Source organism: Mesorhizobium sp. M1227 (assembly GCF_040318315.1).
GTDB lineage: Bacteria > Pseudomonadota > Alphaproteobacteria > Rhizobiales > Rhizobiaceae > Mesorhizobium.
In genome coordinates, this window is sequence record NZ_JAMYLZ010000022.1 from 56,765 (window position 1) to 71,866 (window position 15,102).

General features: G+C 62.4%; 16 protein-coding genes and 1 riboswitch. Of the genes, 7 read left to right on the top strand and 9 right to left on the bottom strand.

Annotation, left to right across the window (positions count from 1 at the left end; translation table 11 throughout):
* Positions 1-168: 168 nt before the first annotated feature.
* A complete protein-coding gene (locus NKH28_RS22620) occupies positions 169-1,830 on the top strand; it encodes a calcium-binding protein (RefSeq protein WP_352980484.1) in 1,662 nt (553 codons plus the stop codon).
* Between the two features lie 160 nt (positions 1,831-1,990).
* Here NKH28_RS22620 and NKH28_RS22625 read toward each other — a convergent pair whose 3' ends face one another.
* Positions 1,991-2,974 (bottom strand): aldo/keto reductase, encoded by a 984-nt coding sequence (locus tag NKH28_RS22625; protein WP_352542642.1) that lies wholly within the window; start codon positions 2,972-2,974, stop codon positions 1,991-1,993.
* Between the two features lie 10 nt (positions 2,975-2,984).
* Complete coding sequence (locus tag NKH28_RS22630; protein ID WP_156937304.1) at positions 2,985-3,140, bottom strand: YjiS-like domain-containing protein; 156 nt, start codon at positions 3,138-3,140, stop codon at positions 2,985-2,987.
* A 235-nt stretch (positions 3,141-3,375) separates the two neighbouring features.
* Between NKH28_RS22630 and NKH28_RS22635 the strand changes: the two genes are divergently transcribed.
* Positions 3,376-4,245, top strand: a complete 870-nt coding sequence (locus NKH28_RS22635; RefSeq protein WP_352542643.1) for a LysR family transcriptional regulator — start codon at positions 3,376-3,378, stop codon at positions 4,243-4,245.
* 160 nt (positions 4,246-4,405) lie between these two features.
* Here NKH28_RS22635 and NKH28_RS22640 read toward each other — a convergent pair whose 3' ends face one another.
* From NKH28_RS22640 to NKH28_RS22670, 7 genes are all read right to left on the bottom strand, one after another.
* A complete protein-coding gene (locus tag NKH28_RS22640; protein WP_352542644.1) occupies positions 4,406-5,215 on the bottom strand; it encodes an MBL fold metallo-hydrolase in 810 nt (269 codons plus the stop codon).
* Between the two features lie 183 nt (positions 5,216-5,398).
* Positions 5,399-5,590, bottom strand: coding sequence for a YdeI/OmpD-associated family protein (locus NKH28_RS22645; RefSeq protein WP_031212580.1), 192 nt, complete (start codon positions 5,588-5,590; stop codon positions 5,399-5,401).
* Positions 5,591-5,660: 70 nt separating this feature from the next.
* Positions 5,661-6,455, bottom strand: a complete 795-nt coding sequence (locus tag NKH28_RS22650) for a helix-turn-helix domain-containing protein (RefSeq protein WP_352474471.1) — start codon at positions 6,453-6,455, stop codon at positions 5,661-5,663.
* Between the two features lie 75 nt (positions 6,456-6,530).
* Positions 6,531-6,875, bottom strand: a complete 345-nt coding sequence (locus NKH28_RS22655; protein WP_352542645.1) for a hypothetical protein — start codon at positions 6,873-6,875, stop codon at positions 6,531-6,533.
* A gap of 146 nt (positions 6,876-7,021) precedes the next feature.
* The gene (locus NKH28_RS22660) at positions 7,022-7,792 is read right to left on the bottom strand and encodes a type 1 glutamine amidotransferase domain-containing protein (protein WP_352542646.1); all 771 of its coding nucleotides are present in this window, start codon (positions 7,790-7,792) and stop codon (positions 7,022-7,024) included.
* On the bottom strand, positions 7,789-9,288 hold the full coding sequence (locus NKH28_RS22665) for an aldehyde dehydrogenase family protein (RefSeq protein WP_352474467.1): 1,500 nt from the start codon (positions 9,286-9,288) through the stop codon (positions 7,789-7,791). Before NKH28_RS22665 ends, NKH28_RS22660 begins: the two co-directional genes overlap by 4 nt.
* Positions 9,285-9,926 (bottom strand): NADPH-dependent F420 reductase, encoded by a 642-nt coding sequence (locus tag NKH28_RS22670; protein ID WP_352474465.1) that lies wholly within the window; start codon positions 9,924-9,926, stop codon positions 9,285-9,287. The genes NKH28_RS22665 and NKH28_RS22670 overlap by 4 nt, the downstream gene beginning before the upstream one ends.
* Before the next feature lie 383 nt (positions 9,927-10,309).
* A riboswitch (guanidine-I (ykkC/yxkD leader) is annotated at positions 10,310-10,425 on the top strand.
* A 102-nt stretch (positions 10,426-10,527) separates the two neighbouring features.
* Between NKH28_RS22670 and NKH28_RS22675 the strand changes: the two genes are divergently transcribed.
* From NKH28_RS22675 to NKH28_RS22695, 5 genes are read left to right on the top strand one after another with little or no spacing between them, the layout of a single operon-like run.
* Positions 10,528-11,592 carry a putative urea ABC transporter substrate-binding protein gene (locus NKH28_RS22675; RefSeq protein ID WP_352542647.1) on the top strand — a complete coding sequence of 355 codons (1,065 nt, stop codon included), beginning with the start codon at positions 10,528-10,530 and terminating at the stop codon, positions 11,590-11,592.
* A gap of 38 nt (positions 11,593-11,630) precedes the next feature.
* Entirely contained in the window at positions 11,631-12,509 is an 879-nt protein-coding gene (locus NKH28_RS22680; RefSeq protein ID WP_352980494.1) for an ABC transporter permease, read from the top strand.
* Positions 12,506-13,315: an ATP-binding cassette domain-containing protein gene (locus NKH28_RS22685; protein WP_352773575.1), complete on the top strand. Its 810-nt coding sequence runs from the start codon at positions 12,506-12,508 to the stop codon at positions 13,313-13,315. Before NKH28_RS22680 ends, NKH28_RS22685 begins: the two co-directional genes overlap by 4 nt.
* Positions 13,316-13,325: 10 nt before the next feature.
* Entirely contained in the window at positions 13,326-14,534 is a 1,209-nt protein-coding gene (locus tag NKH28_RS22690; protein WP_023679464.1) for an agmatinase family protein, read from the top strand.
* 2 nt (positions 14,535-14,536) lie between these two features.
* The gene (locus tag NKH28_RS22695) at positions 14,537-15,076 is read left to right on the top strand and encodes a hypothetical protein (RefSeq protein WP_352773579.1); all 540 of its coding nucleotides are present in this window, start codon (positions 14,537-14,539) and stop codon (positions 15,074-15,076) included.
* Positions 15,077-15,102 lie beyond the last annotated feature (26 nt).

The following is a 15,102-nucleotide window of genomic DNA, read 5'->3' on the forward strand; positions in this document are numbered from 1 at the left end:
AAGCATCTTGTCCTAAGTCGCTGCTGTCAAAATAAGTCACAATCCGTGCAGCATTCCTACAAACGGTCAATGATTCTATCGACGGGTGTCTGTATGTGATTTGGCGCTAATATACGCCGTCTGTAGGTAGACGCCGGGCGCTATCGAAATCAGAAAAAGGAATATTGGATGGCAACTCTGCATTATACGTCGGGTGGATCCGCCACCGAAATCGCAACTGCCGGCTTCAATCTGGCTGACGTTCAGTACGCTTCGCAAGTCGACGCGTTGCCGGACGGCATGAAGGGTCTGGTGTACCTCAACGAGCACGAGGGCGTAACTTCATCCTTCATCGAGAAAATGACCCCCTTCCTCGGCAATCCGAATGTGTTCGGATTCTATCTGGTTGACGAGCCCGATCCCACGGGCAGGTGGGGCACCTATGCAACCGCCGAGAACCTGAAGGCGGAATCCGACTGGATCCATGAGCATTTTCCAGGCGCCAAGACCTTCGTCACCATGATGAATATGGGATCCCCTACCAATCCGGATTTTACCAACACCTACAATCCGGCCAACACGCATATCGACTATTTTGGAATAGACCCCTATCCGGTGCGCACGGGAACGGACACGGTCGACTACGACATGATCGACCGAGCCGTGGCTGCAGCGGTGAAGTCGGGCATCCCGATCAGCAACATCGTTCCGGTCTTCCAGGCCTTTGGCGGCGGCAATTGGGAGACTTCCGATGGCGGCAGACAGGTCATGCCCACCACCGAACAGATGCAAACCATGATGGATCATTGGGCCAAGCTGGTTCCGTCACCCGCCTTCGACTATACCTACAAGTGGGGAACGCAGAACGGCGATACCGCGCTTGAAAGCTCCTCGGAACTGCAAGCCGTTTTCCGGGAACACAACACCACTACCGCTGCGGCCTCAGACATCACCAGCAGTGACAGCAGTGCTGCTGCGCCCGCGTCCGACGCCGCCACCAGCGATAGCAGCTCGACTGTGACTGCGCCTTCCCATGCCGCAACCGGCGATAGCAGCTCGACTGCGACCGCGCCTTCCCATGCCGCCACCGGCGATAGCACCAGCGATGGCAGCTCGACCGCGACGGCGCCTTCGCACCTCATCGCAAGCGATGGCAGTTCGACTGCGACCGCCGCCGCCAGCGCCACCACGAGCGATGGCAGCTCGACTGCGACCGCCCCTTCCACCGGCGATAGCACCAGCGATGGCAGCTCGACCGCGACGGCGCCTTCGCACCCCATCGCAAGCGATGGCAGTTCGACTGTGACCGCCGCTTCCCCCTCCGACCGCGGCGGTTTTCACGCTCTGACCGATCTGTTCGGCAGCAACGACACCAGCCATGATACTGCCGGCGACAAGGGAGGCAGCAGCGTTGACCGGGTGCTGGCCGCGTTGAGCCCCGCGCTTTCGTCCGGCTCGGAGCTTGCCGCGACCAGCAGCCCATCCGAGAAAACGGCAACCAGCCTGACCGGCCACGGGTTCGCCCAACTGCTCCAGGGCAACGAAAATGCCGGCGCCGGTGTCCACAAGAGCGCCGTCGCCGACCTGACATCCGGTCACGGCAACGATGCCTTCGACTTCAGCAAGCTTCAGGACAAAGTCCAGCTCGACCACTCCGCGCTTGCCGACCTCAAGTCGGGAGGGCTTTCATTGCATACGTCCCCTGCTGTTACGGCCACGGATGATGGTTCCCACCACATCATCTTTGACAGCTCAACCGGGTCGCTCTCTCTCGACAGCGACGCGGTCGGCGGCGCAGCTCAAGCGCAGCTCGCTACCCATCTCCCGTTGCAGCATCACTCTTTGATCTGAAAACCGGAGCGGCGGACCTTCAACTCGAGCGTGTCCGCCGCTCCGTCCGTGTTCAATTGCGCCACGGAAGCTTGACTAAGAAAAATGCGATATCGGCAGACATCAGAGAGATCGAAGTTGGTCGCATTATCGCCAATGCGAATTCCGGATTCACCACACCCTACGCAGTCTCGGCAATATTCAGCACTGCGTCGATCTCGGCCATCACCGTTTCCGGCAGCGGCCCTTTTTCCAGCGCACCGAGATTGTCCTCGACCTGCTCGGGCCGCGTGAAGCCGGGAACCGGCAAGGCGATTGCCGACTTGGCGAGTATCCAGCCGAGCGCGCCTTGCGCAAGCGTGCGTCCGCCCGAGGTGAGCAGGTCGCGGATTGCCGAGAGCCTTGACAGATAGTCCGGGTTGGCGGCGCCATCCCTGAAAAACACCATCCATTCGGCATTCCCGCCGCGCACATCGTTGGTGGGCAGCCGCATGGCCGGCGTGTATTTGCCGGTGAGCAGCCCCATTGCCAGCGGCAGCCGGCTGAACGAGACGAGGTTCTCGCGCGCCGCAACGGCCATCAGCTCGTTCGCCGGGGTAAACACATTGAAGTCGTTCTCTACGGCGACGAACCCCTCGCGCGGCGCGTAGGCGGCAAGCCGTTCGCGGTGATCGGTGCTCCAGCCGAAGCCGCCGATCTTGCCCTCCTGGCGCAACAGGCCGAGCGTATCGAACACCTCGCCGGCGCGCTCGATCGGATACTCGTTGATATGTAGCAGCACGACGTCGATACAATCCCGCTGCAGGCGCTGCCGCGAATTGTCGATCGATGTCCGGATTGCCGCGGCAGAGGCATCCTCGGGTGCGATCTTACGCGTTTCGGGATCGCCGAAATAGCCGACCTTGGTGACGATGACGGCTTCGTCCTTACCCCTCAACGCCCGCCCGAGGATCAGTTCGGCATTGCCGGCGCCGTAGGCGGCAGCCGTGTCGAACACCCGCGCGCCGATCTCATAAGCCATCGCCAGCGCGGCTTGCGACCTGATATCATCGACCTCGCCATAGATTGTCGCCGTGTCACGCCAGCGCGCGGGGCCACCCGCCGCCCAGGTGCCGATGCCGATGCGCGGTACCGAGCGGCCATCCCAAAGCATCATCATCTGCATGCCCGGCTCCTCAACGACGCAAGCTGGCGTGGCGGGCACGCTCGCGGATCTCTTCGCGAGAAATGCCGGCATCCGCCAGTGTGCTGTCCCGGGCCTGCCTCAAGCTCGCAAGCGTCTGGCGATAGGCAATCCAGCGGGCGAAACGGTATCGAAGTTCATCCAACATGATCGTCTCCTTTGGTACGCAGAATGCCTGCGCGCCTGGGTTGGTCGGAAGCGCAAAACCTCTGCGCCAATCGCATGCGCGATCGAAAGGGTTCAGTTTGCTTCTTGGCCAGCCGAGGCGCTTGTCCCTGTCCCGCCAGGCAGGATTGTCCAACGCCTCCAATGCCTGCATACTTGCGCACGATGCCTGCTTTGCGCTACAGCCACGGTCGCAAGGAGTTTTTCATTTCTGCAAAATGGATATCGGCTGGGACGATCTGAGGTTGTTTCTCGACGTTGCGCGGCTGGGTGGCTTGAGCGCAGCGACGGGAACCACGCGCCTCAGCGCAGCCACCCTTGGACGACGCGTCACCGCGCTCGAAAAGCAGATCGGCGAACCTCTGTTCGTGCGCCAGCAGACCGGCTACCGGCTGACCCCGGTCGGCGAGGAACTGCTGCGGCGCGCCGAAGACGTCGAGGCGGCAATGCAGTCGCTGACCCGCTGGCGCGAGGGAAACCTGCCCGACCGCATTGTCCGCGTCTCGGCCGGGCCATGGACCTCGGCCTTCGTTTCCGCCCATATCGGCGAGATCTGGACGGTCGATGACGGCATAAGGGTAGAGCTCGTCACCACCATCGACCGGGTCGACATCGGCCGCCGTGCCGCCGACATCGGCATCCGCAGCGAGCGCCCGACCGAGCAGTGGCTGGCCGGCCGTCAGAGCGGCAAGGTCGCCCACGCCATTTATTCCGGACGTCACCTGATCAACGGCATCGCCGCCGGATTGTTCGTCGGCGTCACCGGCGAAGGCGCAAACATTGCCTCGGCGCGCTGGCTGCAAGCCCATCACGGCGACCGCATCGCCGTACGCGGCAACAACACCCACTCGGTGCGCGAACTGGTGGCCGCCGGCGCCGGCCTTTCGGTCTTTCCGTGCTTCGTCGGTGACGGCGATCCGCGGCTGGTTCGCGTTGCTCAGCCTATCCCCGAACTCGAAACCGACCAATGGATCGTCACCCATCACGAGGAACGTCACTCCCCGCCGGTACGGAAAGTCGCCGACCGGATTGCCGCCTTGATGCGGGCGCACCAGCCGCTGTTTCGCGGCGAGACGCCGATCCGGTAAGCCTCAGGCAGATCGGCCGCCAGTGGATCAAGAATCAGATATTTTGGTGGGCCGGACGATGGTACCGCCGCCGTTGAGGACGCCGGAGTGCGGCGCGCTGCTCGTCGAGATCCTTGCCTTGGGCGAAGAGAGCGGTATAAACCGACCAGCACGGGGCCGCCTATCCGGTCACTCGTCCTCCTGCCGGCTCATAGCCGTATGCTTCGCCCTTACGCACCACGCGACCGATGCCCGGCCAGCCAAGGTGCGCGCCGGCGATCCACGTCCCCGCCTCGGCCGCGTCACTGAAAACCTTTAGGCGGGTTGCGCGCGCGGTCAGCTGATCGTCGTCATAGCCCCAACTGAACGCGGGATTGCCGAACTGCAAGGCCGGCACATGAACGATGTCCCCGAAGAATAGGAAACGATCCTCGTCCGTGTCGAACGTGTAGCCGGTATGACCGGCAGCATGACCGGGCAAGGCGACCGCCCTCAATCGCTCACCCACCTGGTCGCCATTCTGGACAGGCTTCAGCAGGGGCCGGAACTGCGCAAGGTGCGCGTAAGCGAAAAAGCTCTGCACAGCCGCCTCGGGAATTACGATCGCCTTCAAGTTTGGAAAGAGCACTCGGCCGTCGGGGGTCAAAAGTCCGTGCACATGATCCTGATGGGCGTGGGTGAGCGCCAAGACCGTGATCGAAGCCGGGTCGATCTTGGCTTCCGCCATGGCCTGCTCAAGACGCCCCACTGTCAGGGCCCAGCCCCCTCCTCCGCTGTCGATCAGAACGCCGTCAACGCCTGGACCTGCAAGGGCGAAGCAATTGACAGACAGGCGAAGCGCCCCTGCCTTCGCAGCTTGCGGCACCAGATTATCCTGCGGATCCCGCAGAAGGTCCGCCGGCATCTCGATGTAACCGTCCGAGAGCGACCAGACGCGCCACCTTCCCGACGTGCTGCCGAGCACGTTATTGGTTTGCGATGTCACGATCATATGGCCACCTGCCGCAAACGAAAATGGAGGATAGGTTCGATTGTCACTATTTGGCTCTCTGCATCCTCTGCGCAAAACGTGGGAAACCGATGAAGATCAATGCGGAAAGCACCCGATCTCGATAGGCCATGGATCGGAAGATGATCGTTGACGGATCTGCTAGCTTCGCGGCGATGCCAGCTCTTATTGCATTCCCATGTAGATTCCTCCCTTCGTAAGCTCGTCAATCATCTGATTTATGCGCTTTCGGCGTGTTTCCGGGTGACGGGCGCGCTCGATCCAATGCAAGTAATCATTGCGCTGATAGGGAGGCCGTTGCTCGAAAGCAGTCATCAGATTTGCGGCCTCGAGCTCTGCACGCAAACTGTCGGGCATCTTAGCCAACGGACGTTTCAGCAACTCACATCTCCGCCATTCGAATCCTGATGCTGGAATAGATCACAAGTCAGCCGTCGCGCCTGCGAGACCGCAGCCGGCCTGGCGACAGCCCTTTCAATCGGGTCACGACGCGATTCATATGGGCCTGGTGAGTGAAACCCGCGTGCTGAGCAATCTCGGCCAGCGGCAGATCGCTATTTTCCAAAAGCTCGACCGCGCGATCAACGCGGCGGCGTAAAATGAATTGATGTACCGGCAATTGCGTCGCCTCGCGAAAGGCGGCGGTGAAGGCGCGTCGTGGTATTCCCGCGATTCCAGCAAGATGGTCGATCGACACCCCCTTTTCCAGATCGCCGTCAATCGCAGCGAGGACCCGGTCGAACCGCTGCGAGGTTAGGACCGGAGACTTCTGCTGCCGCTGGCGTGCATGCCCGAGACGAAGCAGGTTCGCGAAAACCAGGCCCAGCGTCCATTCGCGGACGATCGGGTTGGCGGGCGGGTCGCCTTCGAGGCGTCGACACAACTCGGCCACCAGCGAATCGCGTATCGGTCGATCGGTCAGGATTACCAGGTCCTCGGGGGTCCCGCCTGCGGATACCAGGAGCCTTGACGCCAGCGCGGAGTCAACGGTGATCATCGTCAGCTCTCGCGGCTCCTCGATCTTGAACCGCGTGGCACGCTCGGGAAGACTGAGCAGCAGGTCGCCGGGGCGGGTGAAGACGCGCCGCAGCCCGCGGCCAAGATCGATCTCTGCATAGGATGAACCGCTGCGAATCACACGCAGCTGAACGACTCCGGCCGGCGCATGGCGATAGTCGCCGGCAGGAAAGAACAACCTCTTTGCACTTGCCGCGATCACCATCGTTGTACCGGGCGTCCGGACGCAAGTTCCTCCAGGACTTCGATGATCGATCGCCGCATCCTCGATCCTTGATGCCTACACTTTTGCCCGTTTGTCGGGTCCACCAGGCGCATCATTTGCCAGGGCAGTCAGTTCACCAATCCGGGGCACAAAGATATTGTGCAGTGTCTGGGTCATAATGGTCATTTCACGCTGAACTTGCAGTTCCTGTGCGGCGGGAAACAATGTGTCCTGCAAGAAGAGCTCCAGGCCTGCCTTGTCGTCCCATATCTCGATGATGCGATAACCATCGTCTGTGGCATGCGCGATGTGCTGGTAGATGCCGCCAGCGGGCCGTTTCTCCACGCCGATCCGATCGAGGATGCGGCTATAATCTTCGGCCGTCAGGCCGGCAATATCAAGTGTCGTCACTACGGCCATGGTTCATCCTCGCTGCTGATAGTGGTTGTTTGAGGTGGAGTTCTTGGACGGACCCCGGATCCTATTGGGCCGATGTCGTTTGGCATCGCCCGCCCTGACGGCGAGTTTGTCTCCCGAACTTCACCGACAGGAGCGGTCTTTGGTCCTCAGCCACCGAGCGCCTCGATGACAAGACGGGCGGTCGCCGCTCCGGAGAAGTTCTGCTGGCCGGTGATCAAATTGCCGTCGCGCACGGCAAAATCGCGCCACAGCCCGGCCTGAATATAGTTCGCGCCGAGCGCACGCATCTCATCCTCGATCCGCCATGGCATCAGATGCGTACCGTGCGGCAGCGCGCCCATCTCCCAGACGGCATTGTCGGCGAAGTCCTCCTCGACATTGGCGAACCCCGTAACAGTGCGCCCTTTGGCCAGCAGCTCGCCGGTTGAGAGGCGCGCGTAACGCAGCAGCGCGACGCCATGACACAAGGCAGCCGCGACCTTGCCGGCCGCGAAGAAGTTGACGAACAGCCGCTGCAACTCAGTTGCGTCTTCGAAGGTGAACATCGGCGCCTGGCCGCCAGCGACGACGATCGCGTCGAACGCGTCGACCGACAGCTCTGCGATGGGCCGGGTCGTCTCCACCAGCGCCGCCAGTTTCGGCGTCGACAGGAAACCGAGCGAGATCAGATCCGTATCCGAATAGCCGGACGGATCGCGCGGGTCGCTCAACGCATCCGCCTCGCATTTGCCGCCCTCAGGCGAGAAGATCGCGACTTTATATCCGCGCGCGGTGAAGGCGAGCCAGGGATGAGTTAACTCGCTCCACCAAAACCCGACCGGCCAGCCTGTGGTGGTTGACACAGCCGGGTTTGAAAGGACCATCGCGACGCGTTTAGGATGCCGCGGGTCGAGTGGGTTGGAATCGCGCACGCTCATCGCGCCATCTCGACCGGTTCGCCAAGATTCGCCCAAATCGTCTTGTATTGGGTGTAGCTTTCCCACGCCTCGCGGCCCTGCTCGCGGCCATAGCCGCTCATCTTGAAACCTCCGAACGGCGCATTAGGATGGTACTTGTGCCAGCAGTTCAGCCAGACCGAGCCTGCCTTGATCCGGTCGGCGAGCCGCAAGGCGCGGCCGAGATCGCTGGTCTGGATGCCCGAGGCGAGCCCGTAGTTCGTATCGTTGGCGATCCGGATCGCGTCCTCCTCGCTGTCGAATGGAATCACCGGCAGGACAGGGCCGAAAATCTCTTCGCGCGATATCCTTAGGTCGTTGGTCGCATCGGCGAAGATGGTCGGCTCGATGAAGAGGCCCTTGCCGTTGACCTGGCGGGTGCCGCCGCCCGCGGCCAGTCGCGCGGTGCGCTTGCCCTCTTCGACATAGCTCAAGACCTTGTCATACTCGCCCCGCGATGCGATCGGCCCGATCATCGTCGCAGGGTCCAGCGGATCGCCGAGCGTCGCCGACTTCGCCATGGCGCTCAGCTTCTCGACGACCTCGTCATAACAGGCGCGTTCGACCAGCAGGCGCGATCCGGCGACGCAGACTTCGCCCTTGTTCCAGAAGATGCCCCAGAAGGCTGCCTGTATCGCGGCATCGATATCGGCATCGGCGAAAACGATATTGGGACTCTTGCCGCCGAGCTCCATGGTCAGGTGTTTCATCGTCCCGGCACCGTTGCGCATGATGCCCTGGCCGACGGCGGTCGACCCGGTAAAGGCGATCTTGTCGACGCGGACATCGTTGACCAGCGCGTCGCCTATGGTGCCGCCCGGGCCGGTGACGAGATTGTAGACGCCCGGCGGCACGCCCGCGTCGAGGATGACTTGCGCCAAGGCGAGGGCCGTCAGGGGCGTGTCGGTCGCAGGCTTGTGAACGACCGTGTTACCCGCCGCGAGTGCCGGCGCGATCTTCGAACAGGACAGCGCGAGGGGAAAATTGAACGGGGTGATCGCAGCGACCACGCCGAGCGGCTCGCGCCGCGTCAGGATCCTGATATTTGGTTCGTAGCTTGTACGATAGGCGCCGTCCATCGCGCTCATGGCGAGCCCGCCATGAAAGCGGAACAGTCCTGAGCAGTGCGGCATGATGATATCGCGGAAATCGCGATAGGGCATACCCATATCCATCGCCTCGCGCACCGCGAAATCCTCGGCCCGCTCGTCCATCAGATCGGCGATGCGAAACAGGATCTTGGCGCGCTCCTCATGATGCATCCGCGCCCAGGGTCCTTGCTCGAAAGCCCGCTGCGCGGCCGCGACGGCATCGCTCGTGTCGGTGACGTCCGCCTTCGCAATATCGGTGATAGCCGCCTCCGTGGTCGGATCAAAAGTCGTCGAAGTCTCGCCACTGACGGCATCGCGCCATTGGCCATCGATCAGCAGACGTCCTACTGGAATCGCGTTGCGCCGCGCGGGTAGATAATCAGTCATGAACCGGTTCCGTCCTGTCGAATGAGATTGAAGGAAATTGTCGGCCCCATCCCCCGCCGATAGGCGAGTTGGACCAATAGCAGCATCATCGGCTCGATCAGGCGCGAGGCCGTGAGATCGCCGACATCGACCGGCATTGTCGGTAGATCGGCGAGAAGCCGGCAAACCGCCGCCTTGGCATTAGCGTCATTGCCGGCGACATAGCTCGTCACCGGATCGCCGTTGAGACGCGGATCATCCCTGTCAAGCAATTCGGCAAACGTCGGAATGCACTTGACGACAAGCGCGCCCGGCGCGTGCCTCTGAACCTCCTCGCCTACAGAAGTCGCAGTGCCTAGCAGCATCGTGGAAAGGTCAGGCGCGACTGCATTGGTATTGTCCCAGACGACCTTGCCCGACAAATCGCCAAGCGCGTCCATCGCCAACTCGAGAGCCGGCCATGGCGTCGCCAGGGCAATTACGTCGGCCCATCTCGCTACTTCGTCAGGGGCACCGAAGCCAACACGGAGGGTTGCCGCGATTGCGCGCAACTTGCCTTCGTCACGACTGAAGCTGAGGCGAATTTCGTGCCCGGCGAGGCCAAGACGTTTCGCCAAGGCCTTCCCGAGCGAGCCTGGTCCGATGATCGCAACTTTCACAACTGCCTCCCGACACGCGATCGGGCTTCCCTAGCATCATTGCAGTCGCGCTTATTTCACGAATTGCCCTTGCACGATCGGGCGCACTTGTCACATGGGTCGGCGCCAATTGGCATCCGGATCGGCGTTCACGCCCTCCCCTGAATGTGTCCCTACTGGGGACATATGTGCGGGGCGACTATAGAGCAGGGTACCATTTTCTCAGCGCAGTTCCCCAGGGCACAAGGCTGCTCATATTGGTTGACGCTAGATTTTCTTTGCCTAATCCGTCGGCGTTGCGATGACTTTTGTGGCATCAGCATAACGCGATTGCCTGCAAATCCGGGGAAAGGCCGCCTCAGGACGGCTTTCCGGACTGGCACGCCCCTTGCTTCGTTGTTCACGTGCAGAGCGTCTAGGGTTCCGGCCGTGTCGATCACGGTGCTGGTCCAAGAGACGCGACCGCTTGAGATGCATTGAGGCATCCGGCGGAACACGGCGGGCCAAAATCCCGGGAGAACCCTGCACGGGTTTGCTGGCGCGAACCTCTCCCGGATGCGCGCTCCGTGAACCCCCCAAACAGACGTTCGGACGCAATCCGGATCGCAAACAGGGGTATGCAATGCTTCGCAAACTGGCCGCAATCATCCTAGCCGCATCACTCAGCCTCCCCTTCATCTCAGCCGCGCAAGCGGCGCCCAAGAAAGACTTCAAGATTTGCTGGTCGATCTATGTCGGCTGGATGCCGTGGGGCTATCTTTCCGACAGCGGCATCATGAAGAAGTGGGCCGACAAATACGGCATCAATGTCGAGATCACCCGCATCAACGACTATGTCGAGAGCATCAACCAGTACACCGCCGGCGGCTTTGACGGCTGTTCGATGACCAACATGGATGCGCTTTCGATCCCGGCCGGCGGCGGTGTCGACACGACGGCCCTGATCGTCGGCGATTTCTCCAACGGCAACGACGCGGTCATCCTCAAGAACAAGGCCGCGCTCAAGGATATTGCCGGCCAGAAGGTCAATCTCGTCGAGCTTTCCGTCTCACATTACCTACTTGCGCGCGCACTGGAGACGGTGGGGTTGGCCGAAAAGGACATTACGGTGGTGAACACCTCCGATGCCGACATGGTCGCTGCCTACGGCACCAGCGATGTCACCTCCGTCGTCACCTGGAATCCGCTGGTCTCGGAAATCGCCGCCATGCCGGGCGCCCACAAGGTATTCGATTCGACTGAGATTCCCGGCGAGATCATCGACATGATGGTCGTCAACACCGCGACGCTGAAGGACAATCCGTCCTTGGGCAAGGCGCTTGTCGGTGCATGGTATGAAGCCATGGCGCTGATGACGTCGGGCACGCCCGATGGCAAGGCGGCCAAGGAAGAGATGGCCAAGGCGTCGGGGACGGATCTTGCCGGTTTCGACGCTCAGCTTGCATCAACGGCGATGTTCTTCGAGCCGGCCAAGGCGGTCGCATTCACCAACGGCGCCGAACTGCCGAAGACCATGGATCTGGTGCGCAACTTCCTGTTCAGCCACGGCATTCTTGGTACCAACGCGCCGACCGTCGACGTGATCGGCATGAGCTTCCCCGATGGCTCGACGCTGGGCGATGTCAACAACGTCAAGCTGCGCTTCGATCCGGCCTTTATGGCAGAGGCGGCGGGCGGAACGCTCTGACGCGGGAGCGCGACATGCTAGTCAGAGGTACCGGCATCATGCAGGCCGCGGCAGGCCCCGAAGTCGCCCGCCTGCAACCTAGCAGGCCGAAAGCGCGGCTTCGCCTCATCAACGCGACGGTCTCGCGCGGCGGAGCGTTGCTGCTTGGGACGCTGCCGTTTGCCGCCGTGGCGATTGCCTATCTCTTCGCTTCGGCGCAAAGGCTGGCGGTCAATCCCAGCGACAAGCTGCTGCCCTCCCCTGCACAGATGTGGTCGGCCTTTTCAGACCTGGCGACAGTGCCGGACAAGCGCTCCGGCGACCTGATCCTGTGGGCCGACACCTATGCCAGCCTGATCAGGCTGTTCGCCGGCGTCGGCATGGCCACGCTGGTGGCGCTCAGCCTCGGCGTCGCCATAGGTTTCATCCCGCGCGTCAGGGCCTTTCTGCTGCCCTTGGTCACAGTTGTCTGCGTCATCCCGCCACTGGCGCTGCTGCCGATCCTGTTCATTGCGCTCGGCCTCGGCGAAACGGCCAAGATCACCTTGATCGCTCTCGGCGTCGCACCGGTCATGGTGCGCGATATCGCCAACCGGGTGATGGAATTGCCGCCGGAGCTCGTCGCCAAGGCACAGACGCTCGGCGGCAACAGCTGGACCATGGTGCTCAGGCTGGTGCTGCCACACGTCATGCCGCGCCTCATCACTTGCGTACGGCTGGCGCTTGGGCCGGCCTGGCTGTTCCTGATCGCGGCAGAAGCCATCGCCTCCACCGAGGGGCTCGGCCACCGCATCTTCCTCGTTCGTCGCTACCTATCGATGGACGTCATCCTGCCTTACGTCGCCTGGATCACGCTGCTTGCGGTGATGACCGACTGGCTGCTCGTGCGGCTCTCTCACGTCATCTCGCCCTGGGCTCATCCGGTGCGGAGCAGATGAGCCGGATCCTCGTCCATGGGCTGGAGAAGAGCTACGGCGACGCTCGCGTGTTGGAACGGGTCAATGTCTCCGCCGAAGCGGGTGAATTCCTGTCGCTGGTTGGCGCCAGCGGTTGTGGAAAATCGACGTTCCTGCGCATCCTGCTTGGCCAGGAACAGCAAAGTGGCGGCGTGGTCGTCGTCGGCGACCAGCCGATCGTGCCGGAGCCGACGCCGCAGCGCGGCATCGTCTTCCAGCGCTATTCCGTGTTTCCGCATCTGACCGCGCTGCAGAACTTGCTGCTGGTCGAGGACTTCCGTTCTGGCGGACCCTTCGGCCGCGTCTTCGGCGCCAGACGCAAAAGCGCCAGGCAAGAAGCCGAAACCATGCTGGAACGGGTCGGGCTTGGCCATGCGCGCGACCTCTATCCGGCCACGCTTTCTGGCGGCATGCAGCAGCGGCTGGCGATCGCGCAGACCTTGCTCGGCCGGCCGCAGATCCTGCTTCTCGACGAGCCGTTCGGCGCACTCGATCCCGGTATTCGCATCGAGATGCATGAGCTGCTCACCGAGCTCTGGACCGAGCACGGCATGACCGTGGTCATGGTCACCCACGATATCGGCGAGGCATTCAAGCTCGGCACCCGCGTGCTGGTCTTCGACAAGGTGCGCCACGACCCCCAGTTCCCGTCCGCCTATGGCGCGACGATCACCTACGATCTGAAGCTCGACCGCAAGCACCGGGCTTCCGCACGAGACGTGGCCGAAGTGGCCACGATGGTCGGGACGACCCGACTGGATAGCGCAATCGCGACGACGGCGTCGTGAAGGAGGTTTCATGCACAGAGATAGTCCAGAACGCCGGCATCGTCGCGCCGGGCTCACCGACCACCAGCCACGCCAACGCTTCCACCATCCGAACTTCGAGATCCGCGACATGCAGGGCTGGAAGTCTATCGAGGCGGAAGGAAAGCTGCCCGAGGACGGCTGGCGCAAGGAACAGAAATGGGCACTCGACATGGGCCTGCCCGGATCGGATTCGATCATCGACAAGTCGATCCCGACATTCGCGCGAGGCGAGTTGCCGCACTTCGCCGGCATCAACACCTTCCTCAAGGCGCCCTATGTCGAGAACGTCCGCGATGTCGGCAGATATGACGCTGCCGTCATGGGCATTCCTTTCGACAGCGGCACCACTTACCGGCCCGGAACCCGCTTCGGGCCGCAAGGCATGCGCCGCATCTCGGCGCTTTACACCCCTTACAATTACGAGCTCGGTGTCGACCTGCGCGAGCAGATGACGCTTTGCGACGCCGGCGACGTCTTCACCATCCCCGCCAATCTCGAAAAGAGCTTCGACCAGATCACCAAGGGCGTCAGCCATGTCGCCTCGTCCGGCGCGCTGCCGATCATGCTCGGCGGCGACCATTCGATCGGGTTTCCGTGCGTGCGCGGTATCGCCGACGTGACCTCCAAGCGAATCGGCATCATCCATTTCGACCGCCACATCGACATCCAGGAAAAGGATCTCGACGAACGTATGCACACGACGCCCTGGTATTGGGCGACCAACCTGCCGAACGTCTCGGCCACCAATCTGGTGCAGCTCGGTATCGGCGGCTGGCAGGTGCCCCGTTACGGCGTGGCCGAGGCGAGAAAGCGCGGAACCAACGTGCTGACGATCTCCGATATCGAACAGATGGGGCTGGAGAAGGCGGCGGAGATCGCGCTCGAGCTCGCATGGAAGGACACCGACGCCGTATACATCTCCTTCGATGTCGACAGCATCGATTGCGGTTTCGTGCCGGGTACGGGCTGGCCGGAGCCCGGTGGCTTCCTGCCGCGCGAGGCACTGAAGCTGCTCGGGCTAGTGTCGGCGCCCGGCATCTGCGGACTGGAAGTGGTCGAGGTGTCGCCGCCCTACGACACGTCAGACATCACGGCGCTGTTTGGCGTGCGGGTTGTCGTCGAGGCGCTAGGCTCGATGGTCGCGCACGGCAATCTCGGCAAACACAAATCCATCATCGACAAGCCGACGAGCTTTTGACCATGCACGATGATCATCACCACCACAGCCATGATCATGGCGACGGTCACCATCACGGGCCGAACGGTCATCATCACCATCCCCACCCCGTCGGCCACAACGGGCCGGCCGGCAAGCCGTTGCAATGGCAGACACCGCATCTACCGCACGACCATGCGCCCGAACCCGCCGACGCGCGGGCGACCGATCTCGATCTCGTCGAGATCGCGTTTCTCGAAGGGTTTTCGCGGGCGCCCGACCCGTCCAGTTTCCTGCGCCTCGCCGGGATTCCGTTCGTCGGCGAGACCGCCGACGGCGTGCGGCTGCATCTTCTGCGCGTCGAGACGCAGGACATGGTCGATGTCGGCGCCGTCATGCCGCTGATTGGCGGCGCCGGCGTCACCTATCACCCGCTGCCCGCGAAACTGACGTCGCGCCGGCGCCGCCTGGCCTTCGTCTACCATAACGGCCAGGCACAAACGCCCCTTGACTTCGGCGAGGCGCGACTGCTGGCCGACAGGTCCGGCGCCGCACAATTCACCATGCCAGGGGCCGGACAATGAGCACCGGCCTTGAACCGATCGCACCC